Source organism: Streptomyces sp. NPDC090106, from assembly GCF_044747265.1.
Lineage (GTDB): Bacteria > Actinomycetota > Actinomycetes > Streptomycetales > Streptomycetaceae > Streptomyces.
In genome coordinates this window covers 24,995-40,827 of sequence record NZ_JBIVDS010000010.1, presented here as the reverse complement: position 1 = coordinate 40,827, position 15,833 = coordinate 24,995, and the positions used below count along the sequence as shown (strand labels likewise).

At 72.7% G+C, this 15,833-nt stretch carries 15 protein-coding genes; 5 read left to right on the top strand and 10 right to left on the bottom strand.

Annotated features, from left to right (window positions below; translation table 11 throughout):
- Positions 1-7 precede the first annotated feature (7 nt).
- A complete protein-coding gene (locus tag ACIPSE_RS29910) occupies positions 8-787 on the bottom strand; it encodes a TetR/AcrR family transcriptional regulator (RefSeq protein WP_401668397.1) in 780 nt (259 codons plus the stop codon).
- A 209-nt stretch (positions 788-996) separates the two neighbouring features.
- Here ACIPSE_RS29910 and ACIPSE_RS29905 point away from each other — a divergent pair, with 209 nt between their 5' ends.
- Positions 997-1,452, top strand: coding sequence for a nitroreductase family deazaflavin-dependent oxidoreductase (locus ACIPSE_RS29905; RefSeq protein WP_401668395.1), 456 nt, complete (start codon positions 997-999; stop codon positions 1,450-1,452).
- A gap of 3 nt (positions 1,453-1,455) precedes the next feature.
- On the opposite strand, the gene ACIPSE_RS29900 is transcribed toward ACIPSE_RS29905, so the two are convergent.
- A complete protein-coding gene (locus ACIPSE_RS29900; protein WP_401668393.1) occupies positions 1,456-2,862 on the bottom strand; it encodes a geranylgeranyl reductase family protein in 1,407 nt (468 codons plus the stop codon).
- Positions 2,863-2,999: 137 nt separating this feature from the next.
- Here ACIPSE_RS29900 and ACIPSE_RS29895 point away from each other — a divergent pair, with 137 nt between their 5' ends.
- Positions 3,000-4,355 carry a dipeptidase gene (locus tag ACIPSE_RS29895; protein WP_401668390.1) on the top strand — a complete coding sequence of 452 codons (1,356 nt, stop codon included), beginning with the start codon at positions 3,000-3,002 and terminating at the stop codon, positions 4,353-4,355.
- Between the two features lie 129 nt (positions 4,356-4,484).
- Here ACIPSE_RS29895 and ACIPSE_RS29890 read toward each other — a convergent pair whose 3' ends face one another.
- From ACIPSE_RS29890 to ACIPSE_RS29880, 3 genes are all read right to left on the bottom strand, one after another.
- Positions 4,485-5,549 carry an NUDIX domain-containing protein gene (locus tag ACIPSE_RS29890; RefSeq protein ID WP_401668388.1) on the bottom strand — a complete coding sequence of 355 codons (1,065 nt, stop codon included), beginning with the start codon at positions 5,547-5,549 and terminating at the stop codon, positions 4,485-4,487.
- Positions 5,550-5,734: 185 nt separating this feature from the next.
- The gene (locus ACIPSE_RS29885; protein WP_401668386.1) at positions 5,735-5,926 is read right to left on the bottom strand and encodes a hypothetical protein; all 192 of its coding nucleotides are present in this window, start codon (positions 5,924-5,926) and stop codon (positions 5,735-5,737) included.
- 158 nt (positions 5,927-6,084) lie between these two features.
- Entirely contained in the window at positions 6,085-7,032 is a 948-nt protein-coding gene (locus ACIPSE_RS29880) for an ROK family protein (protein WP_401668384.1), read from the bottom strand.
- Between the two features lie 194 nt (positions 7,033-7,226).
- Between ACIPSE_RS29880 and ACIPSE_RS29875 the strand changes: the two genes are divergently transcribed.
- Both ACIPSE_RS29875 and ACIPSE_RS29870 read left to right on the top strand, forming a co-directional pair.
- Positions 7,227-8,273 carry a LacI family DNA-binding transcriptional regulator gene (locus tag ACIPSE_RS29875; RefSeq protein ID WP_401668383.1) on the top strand — a complete coding sequence of 349 codons (1,047 nt, stop codon included), beginning with the start codon at positions 7,227-7,229 and terminating at the stop codon, positions 8,271-8,273.
- Between the two features lie 2 nt (positions 8,274-8,275).
- Positions 8,276-9,070 carry a hypothetical protein gene (locus tag ACIPSE_RS29870; protein ID WP_401668380.1) on the top strand — a complete coding sequence of 265 codons (795 nt, stop codon included), beginning with the start codon at positions 8,276-8,278 and terminating at the stop codon, positions 9,068-9,070.
- Here the strand turns inward: ACIPSE_RS29870 and ACIPSE_RS29865 are convergent.
- The gene (locus ACIPSE_RS29865; RefSeq protein WP_401668378.1) at positions 9,016-10,533 is read right to left on the bottom strand and encodes a serine/threonine-protein kinase; all 1,518 of its coding nucleotides are present in this window, start codon (positions 10,531-10,533) and stop codon (positions 9,016-9,018) included. The two genes, ACIPSE_RS29870 and ACIPSE_RS29865, sit on opposite strands and share 55 nt — an antisense overlap.
- Before the next feature lie 75 nt (positions 10,534-10,608).
- Positions 10,609-11,898 carry a DUF6986 family protein gene (locus tag ACIPSE_RS29860; protein ID WP_401668375.1) on the bottom strand — a complete coding sequence of 430 codons (1,290 nt, stop codon included), beginning with the start codon at positions 11,896-11,898 and terminating at the stop codon, positions 10,609-10,611.
- A 264-nt stretch (positions 11,899-12,162) separates the two neighbouring features.
- Here ACIPSE_RS29860 and ACIPSE_RS29855 point away from each other — a divergent pair, with 264 nt between their 5' ends.
- Entirely contained in the window at positions 12,163-13,077 is a 915-nt protein-coding gene (locus ACIPSE_RS29855) for an endonuclease/exonuclease/phosphatase family protein (RefSeq protein WP_401668373.1), read from the top strand.
- 80 nt (positions 13,078-13,157) lie between these two features.
- Here ACIPSE_RS29855 and ACIPSE_RS29850 read toward each other — a convergent pair whose 3' ends face one another.
- From ACIPSE_RS29850 to ACIPSE_RS29840, 3 genes are all read right to left on the bottom strand, one after another.
- Entirely contained in the window at positions 13,158-14,120 is a 963-nt protein-coding gene (locus tag ACIPSE_RS29850) for an electron transfer flavoprotein subunit alpha/FixB family protein (RefSeq protein ID WP_401668371.1), read from the bottom strand.
- 52 nt (positions 14,121-14,172) lie between these two features.
- Complete coding sequence (locus tag ACIPSE_RS29845; RefSeq protein ID WP_401668368.1) at positions 14,173-14,961, bottom strand: electron transfer flavoprotein subunit beta/FixA family protein; 789 nt, start codon at positions 14,959-14,961, stop codon at positions 14,173-14,175.
- 263 nt (positions 14,962-15,224) lie between these two features.
- Positions 15,225-15,734 carry a flavin reductase family protein gene (locus tag ACIPSE_RS29840; RefSeq protein ID WP_401668365.1) on the bottom strand — a complete coding sequence of 170 codons (510 nt, stop codon included), beginning with the start codon at positions 15,732-15,734 and terminating at the stop codon, positions 15,225-15,227.
- Positions 15,735-15,833 lie beyond the last annotated feature (99 nt).

Genomic DNA, 15,833 nt, shown 5'->3' with positions numbered 1-15,833 from the left:
GGTGGAGTCAGTCGGGGTACGCCAGCCCGACCCCGTCCGCCAGCCGTGCCACCGCCTCGCGGAAGAACACCGGCCGGTCCTCCACCACCCGGTGGAACTGGCCGAACAGCTCGAACCCGACCAGCCCGTACAGCTGCGCCCAGGCCGCCACGAGGGCCGCGACCGTCGCGGGCGGCAGGTCGGGCGCGAGGTCGGCCGCCATGCGCTCGGCCTCGGGCCGCAGTTCGGCGGGGAGCCGGGCCACGGCCAGCCCACGCGCCCGGTACGCGTCCCGGACGAGGCCGAACAGGACGAGGCCGACACGGGACGCGGGCGGCACCGTCGTCTGGGGGGCGCGGTAGCCGGGGACCGGGGAGCCGTAGATCAGCGCGTACTCGTGCGGGCTGCCGAGCGCCCAGCCGCGCACCGCCTCGCACACCGCGACCCAGCGCTGCGCGGGCGCGGCACCCGCGGACCGGTCACGGGCCGCCTCCGCGCTCTCGCCGAGGGAGTCGTAGGCGTCGATGATGAGTGCGGTGAGCAGGTCGTCGCGGCTGGGGAAGTAGCGGTAGATCGCGGAGGACACCATGCCGAGTTCGCGTGCGACGGCCCGCAGGGAGAGCTTGGCGGCGCCGTCCGCGGCGAGCTGTCTGCGCGCCTCGTCCTTGATGGCCGTGGTGACCTCGACGCGGGCACGGGCCCGGGCGCCCAGCGGTGCGGCACGTCGATCGGAACGGTCGGGACCGTCGGTACGGCCGGCAGCATCAGGGCGGTTCGGTCGGTCGGAGCTCTCGGGCGGCGGGTTCATCTGGCCAGTCTCCCATGAAAAGAGAGCACTGCACACAAACGAGAGCGCTGATCCAACTCAAGAGCAGCAAGCCGAATCGAGAGCGCCGACCCAAAACGAGAGCACTGCTCTTGCTTTGGAGCACCAGTCCAAGGCACACTGAACCCACCAAGCGAGAGCACCGCTCACAAAAGAGAGCACCGCTCCGCACATGCGTCCTGGGAGTCCCGATGGCCACGTCCGCACACGTCCAGAAGCCCGGCTGGTTCACCGTCAACGTCCTCAACCGCTCGATCGCCTGGCTGACCCGCCGCGGTCTGAGCGTCTGGGGCTCCCGTGTCCTCGCCGTCCGCGGCCGCAAGAGCGGCGAGTGGCGCACCACGCCCGTCAACCTGCTGACCGTCGACGGACAGCGGTACCTCGTCGCCCCGCGCGGCCACGTCCAGTGGACCCACAACATGCGGGCGGCCGGCGGCGGCGAACTCCGTCTCGGCAAGCACGTGGACGTGTTCACCGCCACGGAGGTCTCCGACGACGACAAGGTCCCGCTGCTGCGCGCCTACCTCAAGCGCTGGAAGGCCGAGGTGGGCGTGTTCTTCAACGGCGTCGGCCCCGACTCCCCCGACGCCGACCTGCGCCGTATCGCGCCGGACCACCCGGTCTTCCGGATCGCCGCCGAGAGCTGACGGTCAGGAACCGGCCTCGTCGGCACGCGTCTTCGCGGACCCCGACTCCCCCGCAGCGGTGTCCCCCGCACCGGCGTCCCCGGCACCCGCCACGTCGGACGCGTTCCCCTCGGGCCCGGCCGCCTCGGCCGCCTCGTCCCCCGACCGCCCGGACGCTGCGCCCGCGGAGACGGCCGCAGCCTCGTAGCGGCGGTCCATCGCGGTCAGCGCCCGCTGGGCCATGGGATGCGCCCGGATGAGCTCGCCCAGCGAGGTGGACCCGCGGGTGATGTCCGCGAACGCCTTCCAGGCGGGCCGCAATCCGGTGAGCGCGGCGTGGAAGAGCCCCGGCCGCCGCTCGAACGCGGCGAGCATCCGCTTGCCGACGCTCATCTCGACGCCCAGCCCCGCCTTCACGGCGAACGCGTAGTTCAGGGCCTGGCGCCGGGTGTCCACGGCGTCGTGCGCCTCGGAGATCCGCACGGCCCACTCCCCCGCGAGCCGCCCCGAGCGCAGCGCGAAGGAGATGCCCTCACGGGTCCACGGCTCCAGCAGCCCCGCCGCGTCACCGCACACCAGCACCCGGCCGCGCGACAGCGGCGAGTCGTCGGCGCGGCAGCGCGTGAGATGCCCGGAGGAGATGCTCGGCTCGAACCCGGCGAGCCCGAGCCGTCCGATGAACTCCTCCAAGTACCGCTTGGTCGCGGCTCCTTCACCGCGCCGGGAGATGACCCCGACCGTCAGCGTGTCGCCCTTGGGGAAGACCCAGCCGTAGCTGCCGGGCATGGGACCCCAGTCGATGAGGACCCGGCCCTTCCAGTCCTCGGCGACGGTCTCGGGCACCGGGATCTCGGCCTCCAGGCCCAGATCCACCTGGTCGACCTTCACACCGACATGCGCTCCTATGCGGCTGGCGCTGCCGTCGGCGCCGACCACCGCGCGCGCCAGGAGCGTCTCGCCGCCCTGGAGGACGACGGCGACGGTCCGCCGGTCCGGCACCGCCGAGCCGTGCTGTTCCACCCGCTGCACGGTCGCGCCGGTGCGCAGTTCGGCGCCTGCCTTCTGCGCGTGCTCGACGAGCTGCTGGTCGAACTCGGGCCGGTTGATCAGCCCGAACAGCATGTTCTTGGAGCGGCGGGTCCGTGTGAAACGGCCGTTGTTGGAGAAGGTGACCGCGTTCACCCGGTCCTTGAAGGGGAGTTCGAAGCCCGGCGGGAGGGCATCGCGCGAGGGGCCGATGATGCCGCCGCCGCAGGTTTTGTACCGGGGCAGCTCGGCTTTCTCCAGCAGCAGGACCCGCCGTCCGGTGACCGCCGCCGCGTACGCGGCCGATGCGCCTGCCGGGCCCGCGCCCACCACCACGACGTCCCACACCTGCTGGGCGTCGTCCACCTGCCGGGCCTCGTCCGCCGAAGAGTTCTCGCTGCTCACGATGGTCTGCTGCTCCTGATCAAGCCGTCCCTGCGCGTCCCCCGCATCCTACGGCCGACGTGCGCCGAAGCCGCTGTGGGAGGATCTCGCTACCCATTACTTACACGTACAACGTCGCACCCACGAGGAGCGTGCCCATGTCGTCGAATCCGGTCGCCGAGACCGTCGCCTCTCTCATGCCCCGGGCACAGGCGGAGCTCACCGAACTGGTGGCGTTCAAGTCGGTGGCGGACTTCGATCAGTTCCCGAGGAGCGAGAGCGAGGGCGCGGCGCGCTGGGTCGCGGACGCGCTCGGCGCCGAGGGCTTCCAGGACGTGGCCCTCCTCGACACTCCGGACGGCACCCAGTCGGTCTACGGCTACCTGCCCGGCCCCGAGGGCGCCAAGACCGTCCTGCTGTACGCCCACTACGACGTGCAGCCCCCGCTGGACGAGGCCGCCTGGACGACCCCGCCCTTCGAACTGACCGAGCGCGACGGGCGCTGGTACGGCCGCGGTGCCGCCGACTGCAAGGGCGGCGTGATCATGCACCTGCTCGCGCTGCGGGCGCTGAAGGCCAACGGCGGTGTGCCGGTGCACGTCAAGGTGATCGCCGAGGGCTCCGAGGAGATGGGCACGGGCGGCCTGGAGCGGTACGCCGAGGCCCACCCGGACCTGTTGGAGGCCGACACGATCGTCATCGGCGACGCGGGCAACTTCCGTGTCGGCCTGCCGACCGTGACGACCACGCTGCGCGGGATGACGATGCTGCGTGTCACGGTCGACACCCTCGAAGGCAACCTGCACTCCGGGCAGTTCGGCGGTGCCGCGCCCGACGCGCTGGCCGCGCTGATCCGCGTGCTCGACTCGCTGCGCGCGGAGGACGGTTCGACGACGGTCGAGGGTCTGACCCCCGAGAGCGGCTGGGAGGGTCTCCAGTACGACGAGGGGCAGTTCCGCGCGGACGCCAAGGTCCTCGACGGCGTCGAGCTGATCGGTTCCGGCACGGTCGCGGACCGCATCTGGGCCCGTCCCGCGGTGACCGTCCTCGGCATCGACTGCCCGCCCGTCGTCGGCGCGACCCCGTCCGTGCAGGCCGGCGCCCGCGCGCTGGTCAGCCTGCGTGTCCCGCCGGGCGTCGACGCGGCGGACGCGACGAAGCTGCTCCAGGCCCATCTGGAGGCCCACACGCCGTGGGGCGCCCGGGTCGGCACCGAGCAGATCGGCCAGGGCCAGCCGTTCAGCGCCGACACCACCAGCCCGGCGTACACGGCGATGGCGGACGCGATGAAGGTCGCCTACCCCGGCCAGGAGATGCAGTACGCCGGGCAGGGCGGCTCCATCCCGCTGTGCAACACGCTCGCCGCCCTGTACCCCGGCGCCGAGATCATCCTCATCGGTCTCAGCGAGCCCGAGGCGCAGATCCACGCGGTCGACGAGAGCGTCTCGCCGGACGAGCTGGAGCGGCTGTCGGTGGCGGAGGCGCTGTTCCTCCGCAACTACGCGGCCATCTGACCCGTCGAAGGACACAGCCGAACAGCCGAAGGACGAAGGACGAAGGACGAAGGCGTACGACGGTCTCCGCACCGTACGGAAGCGCGCGGCGGCCCGGCCTCACCGCACCGGTGGGGCCGGGCCGCTCCTTCATGACCCCGACGCGGGGCCCTGGCCCACCGGGATTCCGGCCTCCAGGTAGAGCGCGGCGCCGCGTTCACGTGCCCGCAGGGCCCAGCGCAGCCGCTCGTAGCGGACGGGGGGCAGCAGATCGGCGGCCTCCTGTTCGCTCACGAAGCGCCACTCGCGCAGTTCGGGACCGGGCAGGTGGAGCCGGCGGGCCTCGGCGGGGTCGAGCCGCCCGCCGTCGAACAGGAGGCGCAGGCCGCCGTAGCCGGGCGGTGCGGGCGACTCCCAGTCGACGACCAGCAGGTGGGGCACGTCCTCCAGCCGGACGCCGGTCTCCTCGGTGACCTCGCGCATGCCCGCGCGCGCGGGTGCCTCACCGGGTTCGACGACGCCGCCGGGGAACTCCCAGCCGGCCTTGTAGGTGGGGTCGACGAGCAGCACCCGGTCCCGCTCGTCGAAGAGGAGGACTCCGGCGGCGAGGGTCTCGGCGGTGGGCTCGGGGGTCTGGACGATGTCGCACACCTCGGCGGTGCCGGAGCCGACGGCCTCCGCGATCCGTACGGCCGTCTCGTACGGCGTCAGCGCGCTGGTGTCGATCGGGTGGGCGTCGGCGGTGAGCCAGGAGGCGAGGGCGGCGCGGTAGGGCTCGATGCGGTCGTAGGACCACTGGCGGACCCGTATCTCGCCGTCGGGCAGGTCGGGCGGGATCTCCCGCTCGGCTATTCGCTCGCGCAGGATCGTTTCCGCCGGGGCGAGGAGCAGATGTCGTACGGCGATCCGGCGGGCGGCGAGACCGCCGAAGATCTCGTCGCGGTACTCCTGGCGCAGCAGGGTCATGGGGACCACGAGGGTCCCGCCGAGTTCGGCGAGCAGGGCGGCGGCCGTGTCGATCACGAGCCGGCGCCAGATGGGCAGGTCCTGGAAGTCGGCGACCTCGGCGAGATGCTTGGCCGGCAGCAGCTGCGGGAGCCCCGCGCCGATGACCTCGGGGTCGAAGAGCGTGCTGTTCGGGATCAGTTCGATCAGTTCCCGTGCGGTGCTGGTCTTGCCCGCACCGAACGCGCCGTTGATCCAAACGACGGTCACGGTTCCCCCTCTTCTGTTGGCCCCCTGAGGCTTGCCCGCTCCACCCTGCCACGGAAACCAGCCCCAGTTGAGGGTGCGCAGACGACAGCCGAGGTGTGCATATGACAGCTGAGGGGTGCGCACATGACGGTGCCGGTGCTCCCCGGGACGGGAGCACCGGCACCGGAATCGGACCGCCGCTGTCGTCAGCCGTTCTGCCCGAGGGCGTTCTTGTCGACGGCGAGGCTGTCGCTGGCGATCGTGTGGTCGAGGGCGCTCAGGGTCTTGTCCACGTCGAGGTCACCGAGTTCCTCACCGACCGCGTGGGACGGGGTGACCGCCGCGACGACGAAACCGGTGGCCAGGGAGGCGATGGCGAGCATGCTGCGCTTCTTCATGCCCGGCTCAACTCCCCGGACCCGCCGGGGGTCACGGCATCCCACCGACCCGGACGAACATCGGTCGCACCGACGGTGCCGAACGGCCCCCGCGCCCGCCCTCGTACGGCAACGGCAACGGGGGAACGTTCCTGCTGAAATCCCGTCAGACCGTCCGGTCAGACCGCCGCCGCGTCCACGTCCATCGCGAGCGCTGCGGCGGCGGCCCCCACCAGCCCCGCGTCCGTGCCCATCTGGGCGCCGGTCACCACCAGGCGCCGGACGAAGGAGAGCGTCGCGTACTCGGTCAGGGCCTTGCGCAGGGGCGCGAGCAGCACCTCGCCCGCCTTGCCCACACCGCCGCCGATCACCGCGATGTCGATCTCGACGAGGGTCGCGGTGGCGGCGATCCCGGCGGCCAGCGCCTGCGCGGCCCGCTCGAAGGAGGCCACGGCGACCGGGTCACCGGCGCGGGCGGCGGCGGCCACCGCGGCGGCGGACTCGTCGCCGTCCGGTCCGGGCCGCCAGCCGTTCTCCAGTGCCCGGCGGGCGATGTTCGGGCCGCTCGCGATGCGCTCCACGCAGCCGCGCGAACCGCACGGGCACAGATCGCCGTCGAGGTCGACGCTGATGTGGCCGATGTGCCCCGCGTTGCCCGTAGGACCGGGGTGCAGACGGCCGTTGAGGACCAGACCGCCGCCGACGCCCGTCGAGACGACCATGCACAGCGCGTTGTCGTGGCCCCGGGCGGCGCCCTGCCAGTGCTCGGCCGCGGTGATCGCCACGCCGTCGCCGATGAGCTCGACCGGGAGCCCGCCCGCCGCCTCGCGCACCCGCCGCACCAGCGGATAGTCGCGCCAGCCGGGCACGTTGACGGGACTGACGGTGCCCGCGGAGGCGTCCACGGGGCCGGCGCTGCCGATGCCGAGGGCGGAGGCGCGTCCCCACAGGGGCGACGCGGTCAGCTCGCCCAGCACCTCCTCGACGGCCAGCATCACCGTGCCGCCGTCCTCCTGCGCCGGCGTGGCGCGCTGTGCGCGGACCAGGATCCGGCCCTGGTCGTCGACCAGCGCACCGGCGATCTTGGTGCCGCCGATGTCGAGCGCTGCCACGAGGTCGCTGTGCATGAGAGTCCGATCTCCCCGTCAACCATGAGAAGGGTGGCCGCTCCGGGGTGGGGGCTCGGAAACGGCGATTGCGGTGGACAGTGTCTCCCGCATCTGACAACGTTGTCCAGGCCCTATGCTCGACGCCACATCCTCATACAAAATCATGGACGCCGCACCCCCCTGGGGCTGGCGGCAGGACAGGACGCCGCATCGTGCACGAGACCTCCCGCGCCGCCCGCCTCTCCAGCACGCGTTACGGCAACCGTCCGACCATGAAGGACGTCGCCGCGCGTGCCGGGGTCGGCCTCAAGACGGTGTCCCGGGTGGTCAACGGCGAGCCCGGGGTCACGCCCGAGACGGAGCGCCGGGTCCAGGAGGCCATCGACGCGCTCGGGTTCCGGCGCAACGACAGCGCGCGGGTGCTGCGCAAGGGCCGTACGGCGAGCATCGGGCTGGTCCTCGAAGACCTCGCGGACCCGTTCTACGGGCCCCTGTCCCGCTCGGTGGAGGAGGTGGCACGGGCCAACGGGGCGCTGCTGATCAACGGTTCCAGCGCCGAGGACCCGGACCGCGAGCAGGAGTTGGTGCTGGCGCTGTGCGCGCGGCGGGTGGACGGTCTGGTGGTCATCCCGGCCGGTGACGACCACCGGTATCTGGAGCCCGAGTTGAAGGCGGGCGTGGCCACGGTGTTCGTGGACCGTCCGGCCGGGCAGATCGACGCGGACGTCGTCCTGTCCGACAACTTCGGCGGCGCCCGGGACGGCGTCGCCCATCTCATCGCCCACGGGCACCGCCGGATCGGCTTCATCGGCGACATGCCCCGCATCCACACCGCCGCCGAGCGGCTGCGCGGCTACCGGGCCGCGATGGAGGACGCGGGGATCGAGGTCGCGGACTCCTGGATGTCGCTGGGCGTCACCGATCCGGAGCGGGTGCGGCGGGCCGCCGAGGACATGCTGACCGGTCCGGCGCCGGTGACCGCGGTGTTCGCCGGCAACAACCGGGTGACGGTCACCGTGATCCGGGTCCTCGCCGAACACTCCCGCCGGGTCGCCTTCGTCGGCTTCGACGACATCGAGCTCGCCGACCTCCTCCAGCCGGGCGTCACCGTCGTCGCCCAGGACGCCGCCGCGCTCGGCCGCACGGCCGCCGACCGGCTCTTCCGCCAGCTCGACGGCACCCTGGTCACCCCGGAGCGCATCGAGCTGCCGACGCGGCTGATCACCCGCGGTTCGGGCGAGCTGCCCCCGGCGGACTGACCGTGGGCGAGGACTCCCTCGACGCCCTCGGGCTGGGTGAGGCGCCGAGCGAACACCCGCTGCTGTACCCGGGGGTGTGGCCGCCGGGGTCCGGACTCCTCGACGGGGACCGGCTGTTGCCGCTGGAGCGGCTGACGTACGAGGACCGGGTGCCGGTGCTCGCGGTCGGGTCCAACGCGAGCCCGGCCCAACTGCGGCTCAAGATGGCCCGGTCGGGCATCGCCTCGCCGGTCCCGATGGTCGAGGCACGGGTCACGGGCCTCGCCGTCGGTGTCTCCGCGCATGTGAGTCTGCTGGGATATGTGTCCGCCTCACCGGTCCGGGCACCGGGCGCGGTGCGGGAGTTGTTCGTCACCTGGCTCGACGCGGAGCAGCTCGCGGTGGTCGACGCGAGCGAGGGCGTGCCGCTGCCCGACGGCAACTACCGGCGGGCGTGGCTGCCCCGGGGCGAGGTGCGGATCGACTTCGCGGACGGCACGGAGCTGCCCGGCGCGTACGTCTACGTCAACCGCCGCGGCGTCCTGCACGACGGCACCGGTGCTCCGCGCTCCCACCCCGGCCAGCGCCCGCTGCTCACCGAACTCCTCGCGGGGTCGCGGCGGTTGAGGGAGCTGTTCGGGGTGACGCCGGAGGAGTTCTGCGCACGGGCGCGGGCGGACCGGGATCTGTGCGGGCGCGGCACCCTGCTGCTGCGGGAGGAGAAGCTGGTGACGGCGTCCGGTCTGGAGCGGTACGTGCGGGCTCAGCAGACGGGCAGTCCGGGGACCGGCTCGTCGTTGTCGCCGCCGCGGATGTAGACGGCGCTGACGAAGACGTCCCTGTTGCCGCTGTCGTCGTCGGTCTTCGCCCACCAGACGTTGGTCCACTCGCCGTACGTCTCGCGGCGGCCCAGGTTCTGCTGGCAGTAGAAGTAGCTGGTGCCCGTCTTGAGCACGCCGGCCTTGGCGCCGTCGGCGGTGTAGGAGTCGGCGGTCCTGGTGACCTGGCAGTTGTACTTGCCGCCGCCGATGGGGTCGCAGGCGGCGGTGGAGGCCGTCTGGCCGCTGCCGGAGCCCGGCGTGCCCGTGGGCGAGGGCGTGGGGGTGGGCGTCGGTGTCGGTGTGGTGGAGTCCCGCTCGGTCGGCTCGGCCGTGTCCGCGCCGCCGCTGCCGGTGGCCGTCGGGGTGGGCCCGGCCTCGGCCTGGGTGCCGTCGCCGCCGTAGTGGAGCACGGCGACGGTGGCTCCGGCCGCCGCGAGGAAGACGGCGGCCACGAGGGCGGTGAGGAGGCCACGGCGCCGGCGGCGCGGGGCGGCGGCGGGCTCCGCCGGCGTGGGCTCCTCCGCCGTGTCCCCGGGCGGCGCCTGCGCCCCGGCGGACCGGGGTCCGGTGGCTCTGAGCGCCGTCGTGGGCACGTCCCCGTCCCGGCCCTCGGCGACCGCCCGCAGCAGGTCCCGCGCTTCGTCGGCGTCCGGGCGGTCCCCGGGCCGCTTCTCCAGGAGCCGTTCGAGGACGGGGCCGAGCGGTCCGGCGCGGTGGGAGTCCGGCACGGGGTCGGCGACGATCGCCGTGAGGGTGGTGAAGGCGGACGTGCGGCGGAACGGCGAGGTGCCCTCGACGGCCGCGTACAGCGTGGCGCCCAGCGCCCAGACGTCGGAGGCGGGTCCCGGGTCGGCGCCCTGGGCCCGCTCCGGCGCCAGGTAGTCGAGGGAGCCGACGAGTTCGCCGCTGCGAGTGAGGTGGGTGGTGGAGCCGTCGCCGGGGTCGTCCATGGAGGCGATGCCGAAGTCGGTGAGGACGACCCGGCCGGTGCGCTCCAGCAGGATGTTGCCGGGCTTGACGTCCCGGTGCAGGACTCCGGCGCCGTGCGCGGCGGCGAGGGCGTCCATGACCTTCACGCCGATACCGGCGGCCTCGCGGGGGTCGAGGGTGCCGCGTTCGCGCAGGACGTCGTCGAGGGAGGGGCCGTCGACCAGTTCCATGACGATCAGCGGGCGCCCGTCGACCTCGGCGACGTCGTGCACGGCGATGACGCCGGGGTGGCGGACCCGGGCCGCGGCGCGGGCCTCGCGCTGCATCCGCAGCCGCAGGTTGGCCAGTTCGGGGCCGTCGGCGTCGGTGTAGGCACGCAGTTCCTTGACGGCGACCTCGCGGCCGAGCCGTTCGTCGACGGCCCGCCAGACCACGCCCATGCCGCCGCGCCCGAGGCGCGACACGACGCGGTAGCGCCCGGCGAGCACCCTGCTGGTCTCCGCCGTCCGTCCGTTGTCCCCCGAAGACACCGCCGCCCCGATCGTCCGTACACACGTACAAGTGGCGTACAGACTACGGGGAAGCGGGGGCGCCCCCGACCGGTGCTACTGGGCGGATGCCGTGAGGTCGGCGCGGCGCGGTGCGGCGTAGGACCGGAGCCGGGCCAGGGTCAGGCCGGTGAGGCGGGTGACCTCGCCCGGGTCGAGCGCGCCGCAGTCCAGGCCGCGCAGCAGGTACCCGGCGAGGGCCTTGGCGGTGGCGGGTTCGTCCATGACGTCGCCGTCGACGTGGTTGGCGTAGGCGGCCAGGCGCCCCGCGGCGGCCTCGAAGCCCTCGCGGTAGAAGGCGAACACGGCCGCGTACCGGGTGGGCAGATGGCCGGGGTGCATGTCCCAGCCCTGGTAGTAGGCGCGGGCGAGGGCGCGGCGGGTGAGCCCGAAGTGCAGCCTCCAGGCCTCGTGGACGTTGGCGGTGGAGCCGACGGGCAGGACGTTGGTGGAGCCGTCGGAGACGCGGACGCCGGTGCCCGCGGCGGCTACCTGCATGATCGCCTTGGCGTGGTCGGCGGCCGGGTGGTCGCTGGCCTGGTAGGCGGCGGAGACACCGAGGCAGGCGCTGTAGTCGAAGGTGCCGTAGTGCAGTCCGGTGGCGCGGCCCTCGGCGGCGTCGATCATGCGGGCGACGGTGGCGGTGCCGTCGGCGGCGAGGATGGCCTGGCTGGTCTCGATCTGGATCTCGAAGCCGATCCGTCCCGGGGCGAGCCCGCGGGCCTTCTCGAACTGCTCCAGGAGCCGGACCATCGCGGTGACCTGCTCGGGATAGGTCACCTTGGGCAGGGTGAGGACGAGACCGTCGGGGAGCCCGCCGGCCTCCATGAGGCCGGTGAGGAACACGTCGAGGGTGCGGATGCCGCGGTCGCGGACCGGGGACTCCATGCACTTCATGCGGATGCCCATGTACGGGGCCGCGGTGCCGTTCTCCTGGGCGTCCGCGACGAGGCGGGCCGCGCGGGCGGCGTCCTGGTCCTCCTGGGTGCCCTTGTAGCCGTCCTCGAAGTCGACCCGGAGGTCTTCGACGGGCTCGCGTTCCAGCTTGGCGCGTACGCGCGCGTGGACGGGCCCGGCGAGTTCGTCGGAGAGTCCGAGGACGCGGGCGAACGACTCGGCGTCCGGCGCGTGCTCGTCCAGCAGGGCGAGCGCCCGGTCGCCCCAGGAGCGCAGGGTGCCGGCGGCGAAGACGTCGCCGGGGACGTAGACGGTGTGGACGGGCTGACGGGTGCCGGGGTCGCCGGGGTAGCGGCGTTCCAGTTCGGCGTCGACGGGTGCGAGGGAGGCGCTGATCTCCTCGCTGACGGCGCCCGCGAGGCTTGTCGCCACCTGCTCCTGCTGGCCCATGCCACACCCTCCTGTTTTCCGCTCTACGGAATCAACAATCCGTAGAACGAAGTTATCCGCCGATCTTCCCGCCGGTCAACACCCCGTCCACAGCGTGGGCCGCCCCGTTCGTCCGCCGTGCCGGGAACGCGCCCGCCGACTCACCCGGGAGCCCACCCGCGTCCTCACCGGAGTGCTCGGCACGGAACTCGCAGGCGAACCCCAACTGCCTCTTCCGTGTACCGGTTCACAGCCTTCATCCTGATCCTTTGGGAGGGGATGCACATGCCGGACACCACCGCGATGACCCGTCGGAGGGGACTGAGAACGGCCTTGGCCGCCGCGCTCAGCCTGCCCCTGGTCGCCACGATGCCGGCCTCCGCAGCCCGGCCGGCCAAGCCCGACGCGAACCGCCTCACAGCCCTGCCCGTCCGGGCGATGACCTACAACCTGCGCTTCGCGGACACCTCGGAGCCCAACAGCTGGGCCTCCCGCCGCCCGGTGATGCGCGAACTGCTGCGCCAGGAGGCACCGACCTTCCTGGGCACCCAGGAGGGCCTGCACCAGCAGCTCCTGGACATCGAGGAGGACCTCGGCCCCGACTACGACTGGATCGGCACCGGCCGCCTCGGCGGCAGCCACGACGAGGCCATGGCGGTCTTCTTCGACACCGCGCGCGTCACCCCGCTCGAACACGACACGTTCTGGCTCTCCGACACCCCGAGGACGATCGGCTCGAACACCTGGGGCGCCCGCTACCCGAGGATCGTCACCTGGATCCGGTTCCGGGACCGGGCCGACGAGCGCGAGTTCTACGTCCTCAACACCCATCTCGACCATGTCAGCCAGTACGCGCGCGAGCGGTCGGCGCAGATGATCCTCGACACGATCGCCGGTTTCGACGCCTCGCTCCCGATCGTGGTCACCGGTGACTTCAACGCTCCGGCGCACGACAACCGGGCCTACGACATCCTCGTCGGCTCGGGGCTCGTCGACGCCTGGGACGCCGCCGCGGAGCGGAGCCCGGAGTACGCCACGTTCCACGGCTACCGGCCGCTGACGCACGACGGGCCGCGCATCGACTGGATCCTCACGACGCCGAAGGTCACCGTGCACCGGGCCGCGATGAACACCTTCGCCCTGAACGGTCAGTTCCCGAGCGACCATCTGCCGGTGCAGGCGACGCTGACCCTGCGCTGAGCGGCACCGGCTCCGGGACGGGACGGGCCCCCGCGACCGCCTGGAAGCGGTCACGGGGGCCCGGTGCGCCCTGCTGGAGGTCAGCCCTTGCGGGTCTTGACCTCGTCGGTGAGCTGGGGGACGACGTCGAAGAGGTCGCCGACCACGCCGTAGTCGACGAGTTCGAAGATCGGGGCCTCGGCGTCCTTGTTGATCGCCACGATGGTCTTCGAGGTCTGCATGCCCGCGCGGTGCTGGATCGCGCCGGAGATGCCGGAGGCGATGTACAGCTGCGGGGAGACGGACTTGCCGGTCTGGCCGACCTGGTTGGTGTGCGGGTACCAGCCGGCGTCCACCGCGGCACGCGAGGCGCCGACGGCCGCGCCGAGGGAGTCGGCGAGCGCCTCGATGACGGCGAAGTTGTCGGCGCCGTTGACGCCGCGTCCGCCGGAGACGACGATCGCGGCCTCGGTCAGCTCGGGGCGGCCGGTCGACTCGCGCGGGGTGCGCGCGGTCACCTTGGTGCCGGTGGCCTGCTCGGAGAAGGTCACGGCGAGGGCCTCGACCGCGCCGGCGGCCGGGGCGGCCTCCACGGACGCGCTGTTGGGCTTGACCGTGATGACCGGGGTGCCCTTGATGACACGGGACCTGGTGGTGAAGGAGGCGGCGAACACCGACTGGGTGGCGACCGGACCCTCGTCGCCGGCCTCCAGGTCGGTGGCGTCGGTGATGATGCCGGAGCCGGTGCGCAGCGCGAGGCGGGCGGCGATCTCCTTGCCCTCGGCGGAGGAGGGCACCAGCACGGCGGCCGGGGAGACGGCGGCGACGGCGGCCTGCAGCGCGTCGACCTTCGGCACGACGAGGTAGTCGGCGTACTCGGGCGCGTCGTGGGTGTAGACCTTGACCGCGCCGTGCTCGGCGAGGACGGCGGCGGTGTCACCGGCACCGCCTCCCAGTGCGACGGCGACGGGCTCGCCGATACGGCGGGCCAGGGTCAGCAGCTCCAGGGTGGGCTTGCGGACGGCACCGTCCACGTGGTCGACGTAGACGAGGACTTCAGCCATGGGAATGCTCTCCTGCTTGGATCGGATGAGGGGCGGTCGGCGGGGGGCGGGCTCAGATGAACTTCTGGCCCGCGAGGAACTCGGCGAGCTGCTTGCCGCCCTCGCCCTCGTCCTTGACGATCGTGCCCGCGGTGCGCGCCGGGCGCTCGGTCGCGGTCTCGACCTTCGTCCAGGCACCGTCCAGACCGACCTCCTCGGCCTCGATGTCGAGGTCGGAGAGGTCCCAGGACTCCACCGGCTTCTTCTTCGCGGCCATGATGCCCTTGAAGGAGGGGTAACGCGCCTCGCCCGACTGGTCGGTGACCGACACCACGGCCGGGAGCGACGCCTCCAGCTGCTCCGAGGCGGCGTCGCCGTCCCGGCGGCCCCTGACCGTGCCGTCCTCGACGGAGACCTCGGACAGCAGGGTGACCTGCGGGACGCCCAGACGCTCGGCGACCAGCGCCGGGACGATGCCGGCGGTGCCGTCGGTGGAGGCCATGCCGGAGATCACCAGGTCGTAGCCGGCCTTCTCGATCGCCTTGGCCAGCACCAGCGAGGTGCCGATCGCGTCGGTGCCGTGCAGGTCGTCGTCCTCGACATGGACGGCCTTGTCCGCGCCCATCGACAGCGCCTTGCGCAGCGCGTCCTTGGCGTCCTCCGGACCCACCGTCAGGACGGTGACCTCGACGTCGTCGTCGGAGTTCTCCGAGATCTGCAGCGCCTGCTCGACCGCGTACTCGTCGAGCTCGGAGAGCAGACCGTCCACGTCGTCACGGTCGACGGTCAGGTCATCGGCGAAGTGCCGGTCGCCGGTGGCGTCGGGCACGTACTTCACGGTGACAACGATCCTCAAGCTCACGCCGGCTCTCCTACTGCTGCGTCGACATTTCTGTGCTGCCTACTTGCAGGCAGCATAGGCGCCCCAAGCGGCCGATCCCGATCGGGGCGGCCTGCGACCCGAACGAAATATTACTCGTCAGTAGTACACCTAGTTCATGCCCGCTAAGCAAGCGCTTTGAACTGTGACCTTCGCAACGCAGCGTAATCGGAACTCGACCGTCCCGCAGGGGCAGACGTGTAGGGCGAGGTCAGCCGCACACCGCGCCGGAGCGCGACGCCAGGTCAGTCGCGCAGGCCGCCGAACCGGCCCTGGTGGTAGAGGAGCGGACGACCCGGCCCCTCCGGGTCACCCATGACCACCTCGGCCAGCACGATGCGGTGGTCCCCCGCGGGCACCCGCGCCACGACCCGGCACACCAGCCAGGCGAGCACGTCGTCCAGGACGGGCACCCCCTCGGGACCCTCGCGCCAGACGGTCGGGGCGCCGAAGCGGTCGGCGCCGCTGCGCGCGAAGGTGGCGGCCAGTTCCCGTTGGTGCTCGCCGAGTATGTGGACGCCGAGATGCTCCGTCTCGGAGACCGCGGGCCAGCTGGAGGCTCCCGTGCCGATGGAGAAGGACAGCATGGGCGGCTCGGCCGAGACCGAGGTGAGCGAGGTGGCGGTGAAGCCGACGGGCCCACCCTCGCCACCCGCGGTGATCACGGCGACACCTGCCGCGTGCCGCCGGAAGACGGAACGCAGCAGATCGGCGGAGGCGAGCTGAGGGGTGCGGAGGTCGGGCGTGGCCGTCATGGGGCTGTCCTTCTGCGAGGCGGGGTCTGCGGGGCCGTGGGTGCTCAGCGGCCCGGACAGCGCGCGCTCGCGGTGCGGGCCAGATCGACGTGGACCCGC